Annotated in this window: 13 protein-coding genes and 2 pseudogenes; 12 read left to right on the top strand and 3 right to left on the bottom strand. The window is 55.5% G+C overall.

The features are described 5' to 3' along the window. Positions 1-6 precede the first annotated feature (6 nt). Positions 7-864, bottom strand: a complete 858-nt coding sequence (locus KMP13_RS00245) for an SMP-30/gluconolactonase/LRE family protein (protein WP_215263435.1) — start codon at positions 862-864, stop codon at positions 7-9. A 96-nt stretch (positions 865-960) separates the two neighbouring features. Between KMP13_RS00245 and KMP13_RS00240 the strand changes: the two genes are divergently transcribed. Next, positions 961-1,662 (top strand): GntR family transcriptional regulator, encoded by a 702-nt coding sequence (locus tag KMP13_RS00240; RefSeq protein WP_215263434.1) that lies wholly within the window; start codon positions 961-963, stop codon positions 1,660-1,662. Then, the gene (locus tag KMP13_RS00235) at positions 1,607-2,596 is read left to right on the top strand and encodes a formylglycine-generating enzyme family protein (protein WP_215263433.1); all 990 of its coding nucleotides are present in this window, start codon (positions 1,607-1,609) and stop codon (positions 2,594-2,596) included. Before KMP13_RS00240 ends, KMP13_RS00235 begins: the two co-directional genes overlap by 56 nt. Here the strand turns inward: KMP13_RS00235 and KMP13_RS00230 are convergent. Then, a complete protein-coding gene (locus KMP13_RS00230) occupies positions 2,569-3,975 on the bottom strand; it encodes a sulfatase-like hydrolase/transferase (protein ID WP_215263432.1) in 1,407 nt (468 codons plus the stop codon). The genes KMP13_RS00235 and KMP13_RS00230 overlap by 28 nt on opposite strands. Positions 3,976-4,105: 130 nt before the next feature. Between KMP13_RS00230 and KMP13_RS00225 the strand changes: the two genes are divergently transcribed. The 9 genes from KMP13_RS00225 (at position 4,106) to KMP13_RS00185 (ending at position 14,964) form a co-directional block, all read left to right on the top strand. Then, on the top strand, positions 4,106-5,317 hold the full coding sequence (locus tag KMP13_RS00225; protein WP_353055660.1) for a mandelate racemase/muconate lactonizing enzyme family protein: 1,212 nt from the start codon (positions 4,106-4,108) through the stop codon (positions 5,315-5,317). Positions 5,318-5,343: 26 nt separating this feature from the next. Continuing rightward, entirely contained in the window at positions 5,344-7,281 is a 1,938-nt protein-coding gene (locus tag KMP13_RS00220) for an ABC transporter substrate-binding protein (protein ID WP_215263431.1), read from the top strand. Between the two features lie 68 nt (positions 7,282-7,349). Continuing rightward, the gene (locus KMP13_RS00215) at positions 7,350-8,333 is read left to right on the top strand and encodes an ABC transporter permease (RefSeq protein ID WP_215263430.1); all 984 of its coding nucleotides are present in this window, start codon (positions 7,350-7,352) and stop codon (positions 8,331-8,333) included. Then, positions 8,330-9,478 (top strand): ABC transporter permease, encoded by a 1,149-nt coding sequence (locus KMP13_RS00210; RefSeq protein WP_251363611.1) that lies wholly within the window; start codon positions 8,330-8,332, stop codon positions 9,476-9,478. The genes KMP13_RS00215 and KMP13_RS00210 overlap by 4 nt, the downstream gene beginning before the upstream one ends. Further along, a complete protein-coding gene (locus KMP13_RS00205) occupies positions 9,453-10,475 on the top strand; it encodes an ABC transporter ATP-binding protein (protein WP_251363612.1) in 1,023 nt (340 codons plus the stop codon). Before KMP13_RS00210 ends, KMP13_RS00205 begins: the two co-directional genes overlap by 26 nt. Then, entirely contained in the window at positions 10,468-11,433 is a 966-nt protein-coding gene (locus tag KMP13_RS00200) for an ABC transporter ATP-binding protein (RefSeq protein WP_215263428.1), read from the top strand. Before KMP13_RS00205 ends, KMP13_RS00200 begins: the two co-directional genes overlap by 8 nt. A gap of 3 nt (positions 11,434-11,436) precedes the next feature. Beyond that, positions 11,437-12,894 (top strand): NAD-dependent succinate-semialdehyde dehydrogenase, encoded by a 1,458-nt coding sequence (locus KMP13_RS00195; protein WP_251363610.1) that lies wholly within the window; start codon positions 11,437-11,439, stop codon positions 12,892-12,894. Continuing rightward, positions 12,891-14,054: a mandelate racemase/muconate lactonizing enzyme family protein gene (locus tag KMP13_RS00190; RefSeq protein ID WP_215263427.1), complete on the top strand. Its 1,164-nt coding sequence runs from the start codon at positions 12,891-12,893 to the stop codon at positions 14,052-14,054. Before KMP13_RS00195 ends, KMP13_RS00190 begins: the two co-directional genes overlap by 4 nt. Positions 14,055-14,058: 4 nt before the next feature. Continuing rightward, positions 14,059-14,964, top strand: a complete 906-nt coding sequence (locus KMP13_RS00185; protein WP_215263426.1) for a 2-dehydro-3-deoxygalactonokinase — start codon at positions 14,059-14,061, stop codon at positions 14,962-14,964. Between the two features lie 157 nt (positions 14,965-15,121). On the opposite strand, the pseudogene KMP13_RS20285 reads toward KMP13_RS00185, so the two are convergent. Continuing rightward, a pseudogene (locus KMP13_RS20285) lies at positions 15,122-15,238 on the bottom strand (integrase); the annotation flags it as partial. Between the two features lie 32 nt (positions 15,239-15,270). Here KMP13_RS20285 and KMP13_RS00180 point away from each other — a divergent pair. Then, positions 15,271-15,652: pseudogene (locus KMP13_RS00180) on the top strand (integrase core domain-containing protein); the annotation flags it as partial. Positions 15,653-15,718 lie beyond the last annotated feature (66 nt).

Here is a 15,718-nt window from a genome sequence, read left to right as displayed (position 1 = left end):
CATGTGTTAGGCCTCGGGCCAGTTGGCACGGTGGGGCGGCAGACCTGCCACCCCCATCTCTATAGTGAACAGGCCGCCAGCCGCGGGGTTGGCGGCCTTTTCTTGGTCAGTCATGCTGAAGGTGCCTGTTGTCACAAACAAGGTCTTGAGGTCCGCTCCGCCAAACGTACAGTTTGTCACGATCTCACAGGGCAGATCGATCCGCGTGGTGATCTCCCCCTCAGGTGTCATGCCGATGACTTGTCCCCGATCGCAGATTGCGATCCAAAGGGTACCATCGGCATCCACGGTAAGTCCGTCCGGCTTGCCTGTACTGGTGTCAAATCGGCGCAACACCTGCCAAATGTCGTCCTCATAGACATGTAGAATACCCGGCACACTGTCGACGAAGTAGAGGCGTGTCCCGTCGGGGCTAGAAGCCAGACCATTGGAAATTGTGCAGCCGGTCATCATGGTCTTTGGCTGGCCGTCCGCATACCGATAAAGTGCGCCGGTCGGTCCCTTCGCGCCTTCGGACATTGTCCCGATCCAAAGCGCACCATCGGGGCCTGCGAGCATATCATTCAAACGATTGCCCGCGGCATCTGGCTCCGGATCATGTAACAGCACTATGGTGCCGTTCTCTGGGTCGACACGGCCCAGACCGTATTTGGTGGCGATCAGCAAATCCCCGTTCTGATCAAGCGCGAGCGCACTGATAAGATATGGCATCGCGACCCGCTTGGCGTGCTGTGTTGCCGGGTCGTAGGAGTGAAGCGCCTCTTTTGCGATGTCGACCCACCAAACAAGGCCGCGGTGTTCATCCCAAAGCAGTCCTTCACCGCATCCGGCCTTGGCGGGATCTGCGCTAATCGGTAAGTTCATCTTGGCACCTTCGTCAGAATAATGTACGAAAAATTATAAATCATGCGCGACAGAGTGGCCAGCCTCTAAACGCCAGAACCTTTGGACGATTATGAAATGAGCACTGCCGGACCCATTGCACTTGCCTCTGACGCAGCCGATGTATCCCAGACATCGATCTATGATGCGATCCGGCATGATATCCTGTCAGGCAGGCTTGAAGCGAATGCGCGGCTGAAGATCTCGGAGCTTGCTAAGCAGCACAACACGTCGACCAACCCGATACGCGAGGCGCTGCAACAATTGCGGGGGGAAGGGCTGGTTCTGTTTACACCCAATCAAGGCGCGCGGGTGCGCCCTATCGACATGGAGTTCGTTCGCGACGTGGCCGAGGTCGGTTACCAGCTTGAACCATATCTGCTGAAACTTTTCGTGGAGACTGCTAGCGCGGAAGACATCGCAGAGTTGGAGCGTATCCAGTCGGAAATCGAAGCGATCAATTTCTCGAACAAGGCGCGCCATACGGAGCTGAACCACCAGTTCCACGAGTATATGTACGAACGCCATTACAATCGCGTGGCCTTTGGCGTCTGGAAACAGCATCGCGAGATTCTCGGCTCGATCAGCACACGCGTTCCCATTGCCATTGGGCGACAGGAAGCGATCATACAGGAGCACCGTGAGCTGATTGATTCGATCAAGGCGCAGGATGTAAACTTGGCCGTGTCGACGCTGAACCGGCACATTCAGGACGCGGGCCGCCATGTGGTGGATCAACTGCGTATCAATCAAACGCGGTCCCGTGGTCGAAATGGCTAAGGTCAGCTGCTGCGCCCCGTCCGGAGAGGGCGATGTTGCATTGGCGGCGCCGCCGATCTGCCCCAATCCAGTGCTTCACATGCGCAACTGCCGACTTGTGCCAGGGGGGGCGGCCCTGGTTGGTACGGACGCGCCGCAGATTTCGCAGGATGCCGAAGGGCCGTTGGTCCGCAAAAAGGTTCGTCACCTATGGGTCGAAGCCGGAGCCATCAGTGTCGGACAATTTCGACGTTTTGTTGCCTCAACGGGGTATCGCACAGTGGCCGAGCAATTGGGGTGGTCCTATGTGTTTTTTAGTCATTTGCCCAATGACGGCGTGGGGACGCTGGGGGTCGAAGGTCTGGAATGGTGGCGGCGGATAGATTACGCCAGTTGGGGTTGGCCGACCGGGCCTGATGGCCCCCCCGCCGATGAGGATTTGCCGGTCACCCATGTGGCATGGCAGGATGCGCGTGACTTCGCGACGTGGGCGGGCGGACGGTTGCCCAAAGAGGCGGAGTGGGAAAATGCGGCGCGCGGCGGTCTAGGTGATGTGCGCTATCCTTGGGGCGACGAAGAGCCTTCGGACAAAAATGCGCATCTGGTGAACATTTGGCAGGGAGAGTTTCCGACCGTTGATACGGGGGCGGATGGTTTCACGGGGCCGGCACCTGTGATGGCCTTTGCCCCCAATGGTTACGGGTTGCACCAGATGGTCGGCAATGTCTGGGAATGGACGGCCGAACCCTTTCGGGTGCGCGGTGTCTCTCGCGAAGCTCGCCGGATTAACGCTGCCTCCAAGGGGCGCAAGCTGCTCAAGGGCGGGTCATTCCTGTGTCACCGCAGCTACTGCTACCGGTATCGCATTGCGGCCCGTACGGGCAACACACCTGACAGCACGAGCGGTCATACGGGGTTTCGGGTGGTCTATGACCGAGGCCCTAGCGCTGGGTGAACATGCTGTTCCTCGCTCCCGCGACCATCGATGTAGCTTCCGACAGGAGGGTGATGTGCGGGGCCGGAAAGCCAGTCACCTTCCTTGCCCATCCAGTCGAACAGACGATTTTTTAGCCGCGCCTGCGTGTTTGTGTGAATTGGGTCGCCCGCGAGGTTGATACGCTCAGCCGGATCGTTTTCGAGATCATAGAGCTCTTCTAGGTCATGTGGGCTCCATGCATACTTAAAACGCTTCTCGCGGATGCCTCGAAAACGGAACTGTCGACCTTGATAGGCGTCGTAGACAAAGAAGGCGGCGTCGGACTGGGTGTTGAAATAGGATCTATCGGGCTCAATGTCGCCTCCGGCACAATTGATGAGAGTCGGTAAGAGGTCGTGGAGTGAAACAAAGTTCTGCCTCGTTTCATTGATTTGCCCGGGGGCACGGATCAACATCGGGATACGCATCACTTCCTCATAGAAAAATGGCCCCTTGTCGAACCAACCATGGGCACCCAGCATTTCACCGTGGTCCGAGGTGAAGGCAAGCACGGTGTTCTCAGTCAGTCCAGCTTGAGAAACTGCCGTACGGAACCGACCGAAAAGCGCATCGGTGTAGCTACAAAAGCCCCAGTAGTGCTGCGCGGTGCGCCGCCAGTCGTTTGCACTCATGTGCGATGTGTCATGCACCTCGTGCCAAGGACGAGACTGGGCAACAGGCTTGTTCGGTTCGCTGAACTGCTTGCACCAATTTTCCGGCACATAGTCTTTCGGCAAGTCGTCATATAGAGCGACGTATCTCTCGGGTACGTGGTGTGGAAAATGTGGTGCGTGTAGCGAGACCACCAAGCAGAACGGCTTGTCCGACGACGCAAGGCGGGGAAGTAAATCTATGGCGTTATCGACACGAATTCCGTCTAGCGGTTCGCCGTCTGTAATTGTTCCGTAGTAGGGCGATTTTCGGGTTTCGCTAAAGGTCACGTCGCCCGTAGCAGTAAGTGGGACGTCACCGCCGTCAGACAGGACCACATCATCAATGCCGCGGTCTTGCAAAGTGCCATCTCCGAGATGCCATTTTCCAACAAACGCAACATGATAGCCACTCTCACGTAGTCGTTCGAGATAGGTTTTTTGGTCAGGGTGAAGCTTGCCGTGCGGGTAAAAGGCTTTGCCTTGAACATTGTCCATTGTGCCGTTCTGGTGGGGCAGGCGGCCGGTGAAAAGGCTTCCACGAGCAGGCGTGCACAACGGTACAGTGGTGAAGGCATTGTCGAATTTCACCGCTTCATCACGGAAATTTTGCAGGTTCGGAAGTCTCGCAGGGTTCGAAGGATCATTCAGCGTATCCCAACGCCACTGATCAGTAATGAAAAGTATGATGTTGTTTTTGTTGGGCATTTTTGTGGTCTCGCAAGCTTCAAGTTTCGTGCACGCTCTTTTCGTGGATAATCCGCTAAAAATAATGTACGATTTTTTGAAATTGTGTTATCAATAGTGGTAGGCAAGATTCGTGTCAAGGAGTGCGACGGTGACGAAAGAGCAAAAGATAACTGCGCCAAGGGGGCCAACTGCCGCAGCACAGCGCGCGGTGAAGATCGCACGGATCGAGCCATTGCTTGCCCGTGTTGGAGCGCGCAATCAGCTTTTGGTCAGGATAGAGACCGAAGACGGCCTTGTGGGGTGGGGCGAAAGCGGACTGTCGTCGCGCGAAGCTTCAGTCGCTGCGATGATCGACAGTTTCTCGACCTTCCTAATTGGTCAGGACTCACGTCAGATTGGACGCATTTGGCAAGAGGCCTATCGCAGCCAATATTTCGAAGGTGGTCGCGTCATCACCGCCGCGATGTCAGCTATCGACATCGCGCTTTATGATCTGCTCGGAAAGCGCCTGGGCGTGCCTGTGCATCAACTGCTTGGCGGCAAGCAACGCGATGTTGTGCCGACTTTCGGAAGTTTTATGGCGGAAACGGTTCAGCAGTCGTTGGAAAAAACGCGGTTGTTAGTTGAGGCAGGGTGGGAGTGCGTCCGCATTTATCCGTCAGGCTTTTCCGATGACACCTCCTTCAACCCACGTCGGTCACTTGGCGGAACCATTGATATTCTCAAGGCGATGCGCGCGGAGTTTGGGCCCGACTTGGCGATCGGCATTGATCTGCATCATCGCTACTCTCCGTCCGAAATCGTCAGTTTCTGCAATCTCTTACCACCTGGTACGCTTGATTTTCTTGAAGAGCCGATACGTTCCGAAGCGCCTGAAGCATACGCGATGCTACGCGGAATGACGGATGTTCCTTTCGCCGTTGGCGAAGAGTTTGCCTCGAAATGGCAGGCGGCACCGTTCCTTGAACAAGGGCTGACGCAGTACATGCGGCTCGACATCTGTAACATCGGTGGGTTCACGGAGGCCCTGAAAGTCGCCGGTTGGAGCGAGCGATCTTATATTGATCTTATGCCCCACAACCCACTCGGGCCGGTCTGCACCGCAGCTACGGTTCACATGGCAGCGGTTGTGCCAAATCTTGCTTGGGTTGAGACACGCCAATCTCCAGCTGAAGCGCTTGGTTTCCACGACCCTATCATGTTCCCAACACAAATTGAACTAGACGGGCCTGTTTATCCAGTGCCCGAAGCGCCAGGCCTCGGCGTTGAGGTGGACGAGGATGCGATCCGTACCTCTGCGCCTGACCACGTCGAATGTCCGCATCTACAGAAGCCGGACGGTTCGGTCACCAACTGGTGACGCAAAACTAAAACAGGGAGGAAGAAATGAGGAATTTCAACACGAAGAGGCGGTTAACCCGCGTCGGTTTAACTGCGGTGGCGGCGATACTGCTTGGGGCTAGTGCGCACGCTCAAAGCTACAGCCAAGCCCCGATCTTTGATGAGAGAGTCGCTTCGGGAGAGTTGCCTCCCGTCGAGGACCGCTTGCCCACCGACCCGCTCGTGTTCGAGACACTGGACACCATCGGGGAGTACGGAGGGACGATGCGGCGCGCTATTCTCGGTGGCGGCGATCAGCACAATATCGTGCGTGTCATCGGACATGAGAACCTTGTGCGTTGGAGCGCCGACTGGACTGAGGTCCGGCCGAACATCGCTTCAAGCTGGACTGTGTCCGATGATGCCACCACTTTTACCTTCAGCTTACGCAAAGACATGAAGTGGTCGGATGGAGCTCCATTTACTGCAGATGACATCATGTTCTGGTATGAGGTCTTTTCGGACGAACGGCTGACCACTTCGAAACATGCGATCTATGTCGGTCCTGAAGGTCCGGTAAAGGTTACCAAAATCGACAATCTGACAGTCGAATTCCAATTCGAAAGCCCCAACGGATTATTTATTAACAACTTGGCTTATGGCTTCGGATACTTTCCGGTGAACTATCCCAGACACTACCTGAGCCAGTTCCATGTCGACTACAATCCTGACGGTATTCAAGCTCTGATTGATGCAGAGCCCGCGGCCGCCGATTGGGTTTCGTTGTTTCGCCTTAAGGCCGGCAATTTGCATACGCCCGCATTCTGGCAGAACACGGACCGCCCGACGCTTCACCCTTGGACGTTGCAGAACGCGTATGGCTCCTCCGACCGCGTCGTCGCGGTGAGAAACCCATACTTCTGGAAGGTTGATCGCGAAGGTAACCAGCTTCCCTATTTTGATGCCATAAGCTGGGATCAGGTCGAAGACCCAGAAACGATCTTGCTTAAGGCGTTCAATGGGGAAATCGACTACATGAATCGGCATTTGGGCCGCCCTGCAAACCGCGCCGTGCTGACCGACAACATGGAGCGGGGTCAGTACGATTTTTTTGACACCAATGATCTGCCATCTAACGGCGCGATCTTGATGCTGAATTTGAATAATCCCGATCCAGTTAAGAACGAGATCGTCAATAATAAAGATTTCCGTATCGGCCTGTCCCATGCCGTTGATCGGCAGGAAATCATCGACCTGATCTACTTTGGCTCCGGCCGTGCGGCACAGACCGCGCCGCAGCCTGTCTCGCCGCTTTACAATGAGCGAATGGCCACTCAATTTACCGAATTCGACCCGGATCTGGCGAAAGAATACCTCGACAAAGTGCTGCCCGAAATGGACTCCGATGGGTTCCGCCTGGATCCTAACGGTGACCGTTTTACGCTTGTCTTCCTTACAGCAGATGTCTTTGGGGCACAGTTCCCAGACGTAATGGAACTGGTTTCCGCATATGCCGCCGACGTAGGCCTTGATGTTCAAATCCGGGTTAGTGACCGTGCGCGACTTCAGGAAATCGCGGCCCGTGCCGAGCACGACGCCTATATTTGGAACTGCGCGGGCGGTCAATCTGACGCCTACACCTCGCCCGAGTGCTATCTGCCATTTGGTTCTGCGGTGTATTGGGCTCCGGAATGGTCGCGTTGGGGCGTGGATCCTAACACGGGTATTGAGCCGCCCGAAGCCATAAGGGCGCTCTTTGATCAATACAATCTGGTCAAAGGTGCGGCGACAGCCGAGGATCGCAAGGCTACGATGGATCAACTCCTCGAAATGTCGGCCGACCAGTTTCTGACGATCGGTCTAGTGCAAAGCGATCCAGCCTTCGGTGTGGCTCGCAATAACGTGCGCAACCATCCCGATCCGCTGCCGATCTCTGGTCAGCTTTGGTATCCGTCTCCGTACGTAAGCCAAATGTTCTTTGAGGGCGGTGTTTCCCTGCCTTGATCTGTGAACTAATCGGTCCTGGGCGTAATCCTCGCCCTGGGCCAACCCTTCTCTCATAGGAAAAAGTGATGTTCGCTTTTCTTCTTAGACGCATCTTTTACATGATCCCGACGGTCATACTCGTTTCAATCGTGACCTTTCTGATCATTCAGCTCCCGCCTGGTGATTATCTGGACACCCTTGCGGCAGAGCTGTCGGATCAAGGCGGGTTGGACAGTGGAACGATGGAAGCCCTGCGCGAGCAATATGGGCTGGGTCAGCCCTTTTTCGTTCAGTACTGGAAATGGATCACAGGAATTGTCATGCAAGGTGACTTTGGCCTTTCCTTTGAAAAGAACCTTCCAGTCGGCGACTTGATTTGGGACCGCCTGGGCTGGACCTTCGCCATTTCACTTATGACGCTGCTATTCATATGGGCGATCGCTCTACCCATCGGCATCTATTCGGCAGTCCGCAAATACTCCTTTGGCGATTATGCCGCGACCTTCTTTGGCTTTATCGGACTTGCTGTTCCTAATTTCCTGCTGGCGCTTGTCATGATGTACGTGGCTTTCAAGTACTTCGGCCAATCCGTCGGCGGGCTTGTGAGTCCAGAATACCTTGACGCTCCATGGACTTGGGAGAAATACGTCGATCTGTTCAAGCACATCTGGATGCCCATCGTGGTCGTCGGCACGTCTGGTGCGGCGGCATTGATCCGGATTATGCGGGCGAACTTGCTGGATGAACTCTACCGACCTTACGTCGTGACCGCCCGTGCCAAGGGCATGTCGGAATTTCAACTTCTCATGCGTTATCCGGTTCGGGTCGCGCTAAACCCCTTTCTTTCCACTATCGGCTGGATACTCCCGACGCTGGTCTCTGGAGAGATCATCGTGGCCGTTGTGATGAACCTGCCCACGACAGGACCGATGCTTCTGCGCGCACTTCTGGTGCAGGACATGTACCTCGCAGGGTCATTGATCCTGATCGTTAGTCTCCTGACGGTGCTGGGTACGCTCATCTCAGATCTGCTTCTGGCCTGGATTGACCCAAGGATCCGCTATCAATGACCTTAACTGATACCTCTCCCGTCTCTGACAATAGCAAAGACACTAACTTGGTCCCTGAACTGCTAGGGCCTTGGTCGCTAATATGGCGTAAGTTCAAGCGCCACCGGTTAGCCTATTTCAGTCTCTGGTTTGTCGGCTTCATCTACCTAATGGCGCTCTTTGGAGAGTTTTTGACCACGCAAGACATCAATGAAACAAATCGCCGTGCGCCATTCGCCCCCCCGATGTCAGTGCAGTTGTTCACAAATGACGAAAGCGGAACGAGTCAGTTCCTTTTGCATGCCAGAGGTTTGAAGCTGGAATTGAATGAAGAGGAGCGTCGGCGTACATTTGTCGAAGATCCCGACAAGATAATCCCGCTGGGGTTCTTCGTCGAAGGCTATGACTACAAGTTGCTTGGTCTGATCCCGTTGAACACGCACCTATTCGGCGCCAAAAACCCTCGCGACCGGGTCTATTTCTTCGGAGCTGACCGACTAGGGCGAGACATTTACAGCCGAATTGTCATGGGTACACGTGTATCGATGTCTATCGGGTTAGTTGGTGTCGCGTTGTCAATGGTCATTGGCATTTCGCTTGGGGGCATTTCTGGTTACTATGGTGGCTGGATCGACAACATTATCCAGCGCCTGATCGAGTTCATCCGCTCAATTCCGACTATCCCGCTCTGGATGGGGCTTGCCGCGGCTATTCCGCTGGGGTGGCCACCGCTACGGACTTATTTTGTGGTGACCGTAATAGTCTCGATGATTGGTTGGACCTCTTTGGCACGCGAAGTCAGGGGCAAGTTTCTATCCTTGCGTAAAGAGGATTTTGTCACCGCTGCTCGGTTGGACGGTTTGACCGATTGGGAAGTAATTCGTCGCCACATGGTACCGTCTTTTTCGTCGCACATCATCGCTTCACTGACGTTGGCCGTGCCGCTTATGATCCTTGCGGAGACCTCTCTTTCTTTCCTTGGAATCGGACTGCAACCGCCCACAGTGTCTTGGGGCACTTTACTCAAGGAGGCGCAGAACATCCGCACGATCATTCAGGCACCATGGCTGTTGATCGCGCCCGGTACGATGATCGTCATGGCGGTCCTTGCCCTCAACTTTCTAGGAGATGGACTTCGTGATGCCGCTGACCCCAATGCCCACTGAACCTCTTGTCGAGATGCGCGGGCTCAAAACCCACTTCCACACGGACGACGGCGTCGTTAAGGCGGTCGAGGGCGTGGATCTCGACATTTACCCTAACCGAACACTGTGTGTTCTGGGCGAGTCGGGGTGTGGCAAGTCGATCATGGCCCGCTCGATCATGCGGATTGTGGACGCGCCTGGACGAATTGTTGAAGGCTCGATCCAATATCGGAGCGCCGAGGGCTCTATTGTAGACTTGGCCAAGGTACGTCACGGTTCGCGCCAACTCCGGCAGATCCGCGGGCAGGATATCGCCATGATCTTTCAAGAGCCGATGTCTTCGCTTGGGCCGATTCAGAAGATCGGCCAACAGATAGCTGAGACTATTTCGCTGCACCGCGACGTGTCGCGGAAAGAAGCAAAAGAAATTGCGATTGAGATGCTCGACAAGGTAGGAATTCCGCGCCCACGGGAGCGGTTCGAGTCCTATCCCTTCGAGCTTTCCGGAGGCATGCGTCAACGGGCGATGATTGCTATGGCGTTGTCTTGCCAACCCCGCCTTTTGATCGCCGACGAGCCGACGACGGCGCTTGATGTTACAACGCAGGCACAGATTCTTGACCTAATTGCTGAGCTAAAGGAAGAATTCGAGATGGGGGTCATGCTCATTACGCATGACCTCGGGGTCGTCGCTCAGGTCGCAGAAGACGTCGCCGTCATGTACATGGGAAAAGTGGTCGAGAAAGGCGATGTCTATTCGATCTTTGAGCGTCCACAGCACCCCTATACTCGCGCTCTTTTGGAATCCGTTCCGAAAATAGGTGGTGAAAAGCGCGACCGCCTGCCTGCCATCCGGGGAATGGTGCCGCATCCGCTTGCGCGGCCCACTGGTTGTACCTTCCGTACGCGCTGTGACCATTTCATGCCGGGTATTTGCGACGTCAATGAACCGGCGATGGTGGATATCGGTGACAGCCAGGCCGCCTGTTTCCTACACTTGGAGAAAACCCATGACTGAGCCGGTGATCGAGGTCCGGGGACTAAACAAACACTTCAACATCGGTGGTGGATTTTTTTCTAAACCGAATGACGTGGTGCGTGCCGTGGATAATATTTCTTTTGATGTCATGCGAGGTGAAAGTTTCGGCATTGTGGGAGAAAGTGGGTCAGGCAAGACGACGCTCGGGCGCTGTATGATGCAGATCATCAAACCGTCTTCTGGTTCCGTAAAATTCCATGGTACGGACCTTGTTGGGGCCGACCAAAAGACACTGCGCCAGATCTGGCAGGCCATTCGAATGGTTTTTCAAGACCCGCAATCGTCACTCAATCCGCGACTACGTGTGATAGACCTCATCGGTCAGAGCATCTCGAAGGCGGAGGGTTTAAAAGGGGCTGCACTCGCTGATCGTGTCTCCGAATTGCTTACAAAAGTGGGCCTTCGCCCTGAATTCCTCCACCGCTACCCAAACGCCTTTTCGGGTGGGCAGCGTCAGCGACTCGGCATTGCACGCGCACTTGCGACCAACCCGGAAGTGATCATCGCAGACGAAGCCGTCTCTGCGCTGGATGTTTCAATTCAGGCCCAGACACTTAACCTACTGAAGGATTTGCAGGAGCAATATGCGTTAACCTACATCTTCGTTGCGCACGATCTAGCAGTCGTTGAACATTTCTGCGACCGGATCGCGGTCATGTATCTTGGTCAGATAGTGGAGCTGTCTACAACGACTGATCTCTTTCAAAATCCCAAGCATCCCTACACTCGTGCACTTTTGGAGGCGGTACCGATCCCCGATCCGCGCGCCCGCAAGCCACGCAGGTTGAAAGGGGAAGCCATCCCAATCGTCGCTTCGAAAGGCTGCCGCTTTTCACCTCGTTGTCCGCACGCGACGGACATGTGCCGCGAGACCGTTCCAACGACACGGAAAATCGACGGCGCAGATGTGCTTTGTCACTACGCTGGAGACATTTAAGAAATGAAAGACAACCCAATGCCCAAATTCGAGAAACAGATGTATATCGCCGGTGAGCTGACCGGTGGTATGGCAAGCATTGACGTTTTCAATCCCGCTACAGAAGAATTGGTCGCCACCGTGCCCACCGCAGGGATCGCCGATGCGGATCGCGCACTAGAGGCAGCAAGGGCCGCTTTTCCGACTTGGGCGCAAACGTCCATCTCGGAACGGCAGGAGTGGATGCGCAAACTGCGCGACGCAGTGATCGAGAACGAAGAGCATCTGCGCGACTGCATTCACTACGAGTTGGGCAAGCCGTGGGCGAGCACACAAGAGGATTTTGATAGCCTGAAGAATAGCCTCGCTTTCTATGCCGAGGAAATCGCACGGTTTCAGGACATGGGACTGCCCGACCGTGCAGGGACTCATACACATCGTATGGTCTACGAGCCAGCGGGGGTGGCGCTCGCGTTCCTCGCGTGGAATTTTCCGCTTCTGAACCTAGCCTTCAAAATTGGTCCGGCAATGGCGGCGGGCTGTCCGATCATTATCCGCCCCTCCGAGCAAACACCGATCTCGGCTTATGCGGTTGGCGAGTTATGTCATAAAATCGGAATGCCTAACGGTGTCGTTCAGATCCTCTGTACCGACGGCTATGATGTGGCTGATCATTTGTCGGCGTCGCCAATCCCTGCGCTTATCACGTTGATTGGTTCGACCAAAACCGGCAAACACATCATGCGCACCGGTGCGAGCACGATAAAACGCTACTCTATGGAACTGGGCGGCAATGCCCCTGTGCTTGTATTTCCGGATGCTGATTTGGACTTGGCGGCCGATATCGTCTGCGGTGTTAAATTTTCGAACGCCGGCCAGGTATGTGTCTCTCCAAACCGCGTCTTTGTGCATAGGGATGTTCATGATGCCTTTACCGAAAAAGCCGTCGCGCGGGCTGAATCTGCCACTGTTGGCTGGGACAAAACTGCCAATATCACGACGGGCCCTGTCATTGACGGCCGCGCATGGTCCCGGCTCAGGTGTCTAATCGACGATGCCGCACTATATGGTGCTACCATCCTTGCGGGAGGAACCCGCCCCGACGGCCAAAACAAAGGTCATTTTCTGGCACCGACGGTCCTTGGAGGTGTTACCGAGACGATGGGTGTATATCAGCAGGAAACCTTTGGCCCCATTGTCAGCATTGTGCCATTTGATGAGACTAGCGAACTCGAACGCATGGCAAATGATTGCGATGACGGCGGTTTGACTGCCTACGTTTTCACGCGCGACCTCGCAAAGGCCGAACGCTGGGCGGGGAAACTCCGTTACGGCGAAATCCAGATCAATGGTGTGAAGTACGACATTGATCTGCCTCACGGTGGTATCGGCCAATCTGGGATTGGGCATGACTGCTCGACGCTCGCGCTTCACGATTATCTCGTCGTCAAACGCATCACCCGAGCCCTGGAAACAGCATGAAAATCATCGAAATAAAATCCCATGTCCTGCAATGTGATATGCCTGAGGAACTGGGGTACTCGCAGCAATATTACGCAAAACGCACCGCGCATCTAGTTGAGGTCACCACCGACGAAGGGATCACGGGTTGGGGTGAATGTTTTGGCCCGGGTAACGTGGCAATCGCGAACAAGACCATCGTCGAACGGGTAATCGCACCGATGGTCATTGGTATGGACCCGCTGGACCGCGATGTGATCTGGCACAAAGTGTATAATTTGCTGCGCGATCATGGACAGAAGGGGATGCCGATCCAGTCTCTGTCCGGCGTGGACATTGCGCTGTGGGATATCGCCGGCAAAGTCGTTGGTCTGCCCATTCACAAGCTGATCGGCGGTGCGCATCGCACAGATGTTGCAGCCTATGGTTATGGCATGATGCTCAAACGCGAAAGCGTCGAGGATCACGTGGCCAGGTTTACTGATGAAGCAGCGGCAATCATTGGCATGGGATTTGGCGCGGCTAAAATGAAAACAGGCCTTGGCCCACGCGAAGATGTGCGCTTGTGCGAAGCGGTGGCCAAGGGGGTGGGCGAGGCCCGTTTCATGGTCGATGCCAACCACTGCTACACGACGTCAGATGCCTTCTATGTTGGTCGCGCGCTGGAGGAACTCGGCGCTTATTGGTTCGAGGAACCCGTCGCGCCCGAAGACCATGACGGCTACCGGGAACTGCGCGCGGGACTGAAGGTAAACATTTCGGGCGGCGAGGCCGAATTCGCCCGCTGGGGCTGGCGTTCGATCCTTGAGAACCGCGGGCTGGACATCGCCCAACCCGAAGTCTGCGCCTTGGGTGGAATCACCGAATACCTGCGCGTTCTGGCTCTCTGCCACGCGCATTTCACACCTGTGATCAACCACGTCTGGGGGAGCGCCATCGCCGTGGCCACCAATCTGCAACTGCTAGCCGCCATGCCGCCCATGCCTGGCGGTCTGCACCCGTGGGAGCCGATGCTGGAATTTGACACGACCGAGAACCGTTTCCGCGACAACCTGTTGGCCGATCCACTTGATATTCAAGGGCAGGTCGCCCGCAGCAAGGGCCGCGTGAGCATTCCCACCGGACCAGGACTAGGCGTCGAGCCGGATCGAGATTTCATTGCCCACTACGAGATAGGCTAGCGCCATGACACAGATTGAATTTGTTGCTGTTGACTGGGGAACATCCAGTTTTCGGGCTTGGGCCATCGGGGCAGACGGAGCAGTATGCGCCTGTCATAAAGGGGCGCAGGGGATGAACACTCTGACGTCTGACCAGTTCTCGTCCGTACTGGAGCAGGCCTTGGTGCAGATGGAGGTCCCCGCGCATGTTCCGGTGGTAGCGAGCGGTATGGTTGGCGCGGCACAAGGCTGGATCGAGGCCCCCTATGTTCCAATCGACGGAGCCCTAGAGCAATTGCATTTGAGGGCCGTTAAGGCACCGGGGACAGCGCGCGAAGTTTTCATCCTGCCGGGCGTTAAGCAAACCACCCCCCCGAACGTTATGAGGGGCGAAGAGACACAGATTGCAGGGTTTTTACAGTCCCATGCCGAGTTTACAGGTGTGCTCTGCCTGCCGGGTACGCACGCGAAATGGGTGGAAGTGTCAGGTGGTCGGATTCAGCATTTTGTAAGCGCGATGACGGGTGAGATTTTTGGACTGATTTCTGATCAATCGATCTTGCGGCACTCAATGGGCGCAGATGGCTGGGACCAAGCATCGTTCGAGACCGCCGTGGTTGGGGCGCTCGCGACCCCCGAAAGTGTAGCTACCGAGCTATTCGAGATCCGCGCAGGTACGCTTCTCACAAGCGCAAACGCTGCCAAAGCAAGAGCCCGACTTTCCGGATTGCTGCTCGGGTTTGAGTTTGCGGCAACCCGCACGATGTGGTCAGGGCAGACAGTGCATTTGATTGGTGCCGCAGATCTGACGTGTACCTACGCGCAGGCGCTTTCCCTCGCAGATGCTACCACGGATTGCCACGACGCAACCGCGCTAACTCTTGCGGGCCTAAGTGCTTCCGCAAAGCATCTGTTGAAAGAGCCAGCATAAATTGTGTACTTTCGGCCGAGGTGCTTACAGCCCCAAGAAGCGGACATTAGCTATGGCGCAGCAATTTAGCAAAGTGGGCTCAGCGTTGCCGTAGGAAGGATCAAACGGTCAAGACCGCTTCGAAATGACGAACGGCTCCTACCGTTCGTCAGAATTCTCAGAAATCAATCCGCTCGGAAATGCTCAGCGCGTCTTCGAGCTCGTCTCCTAGATATCTGACGGTGCTATCAATTTTTGTATGGCCTCAGGACAACTGAACTGCACGCAGGTCGGTGCCCATTCTGACCGATGCTGCGCTATTCAATTGACCTGTTCATCCCGCGTGGCGTGCCAGCCTACATCAGGTCCAACAAAGGCTCAGAGTTCATTGCCGAGGCCGTCAGGGATTGGATCAAGGCAGTTGGGGCAAAGACTGCTTACATTGAGCCCCGGTCGCCCCTCCCGGGACATCGCCATGCGATGCCCAGCCGGGTATTGCATGGGAAACGGATACTGCGAGAGCTTCAACGGGCGGATGCGAGTCGAACTGTTGAACGGCGAAATCGTCTACTCGCTACGGGAAGCCCAAATCATCATCGAAAGCTGGAGGAACCATTGCAACACCAAACGACCACACGGTGTCTTGGGCTATCGCCCGCCTGGGCCAGAGGGCATCGTCTCGATGGACCAAAGGCCAATCCTGCACTAACTTTCAAATTGGACCACTCAAGTGGGCCTGCTCAGTACGCGCATATATGGCCTGCACCCGTATTCT

This window comes from Epibacterium ulvae, assembly GCF_018678075.1.
GTDB classification, from domain to species: Bacteria; Pseudomonadota; Alphaproteobacteria; order Rhodobacterales; family Rhodobacteraceae; genus Epibacterium; species Epibacterium ulvae_A.
The sequence above is the reverse complement of the archived record's forward strand: the minus strand, read 5'-3'. Positions and strand labels throughout refer to the sequence as shown.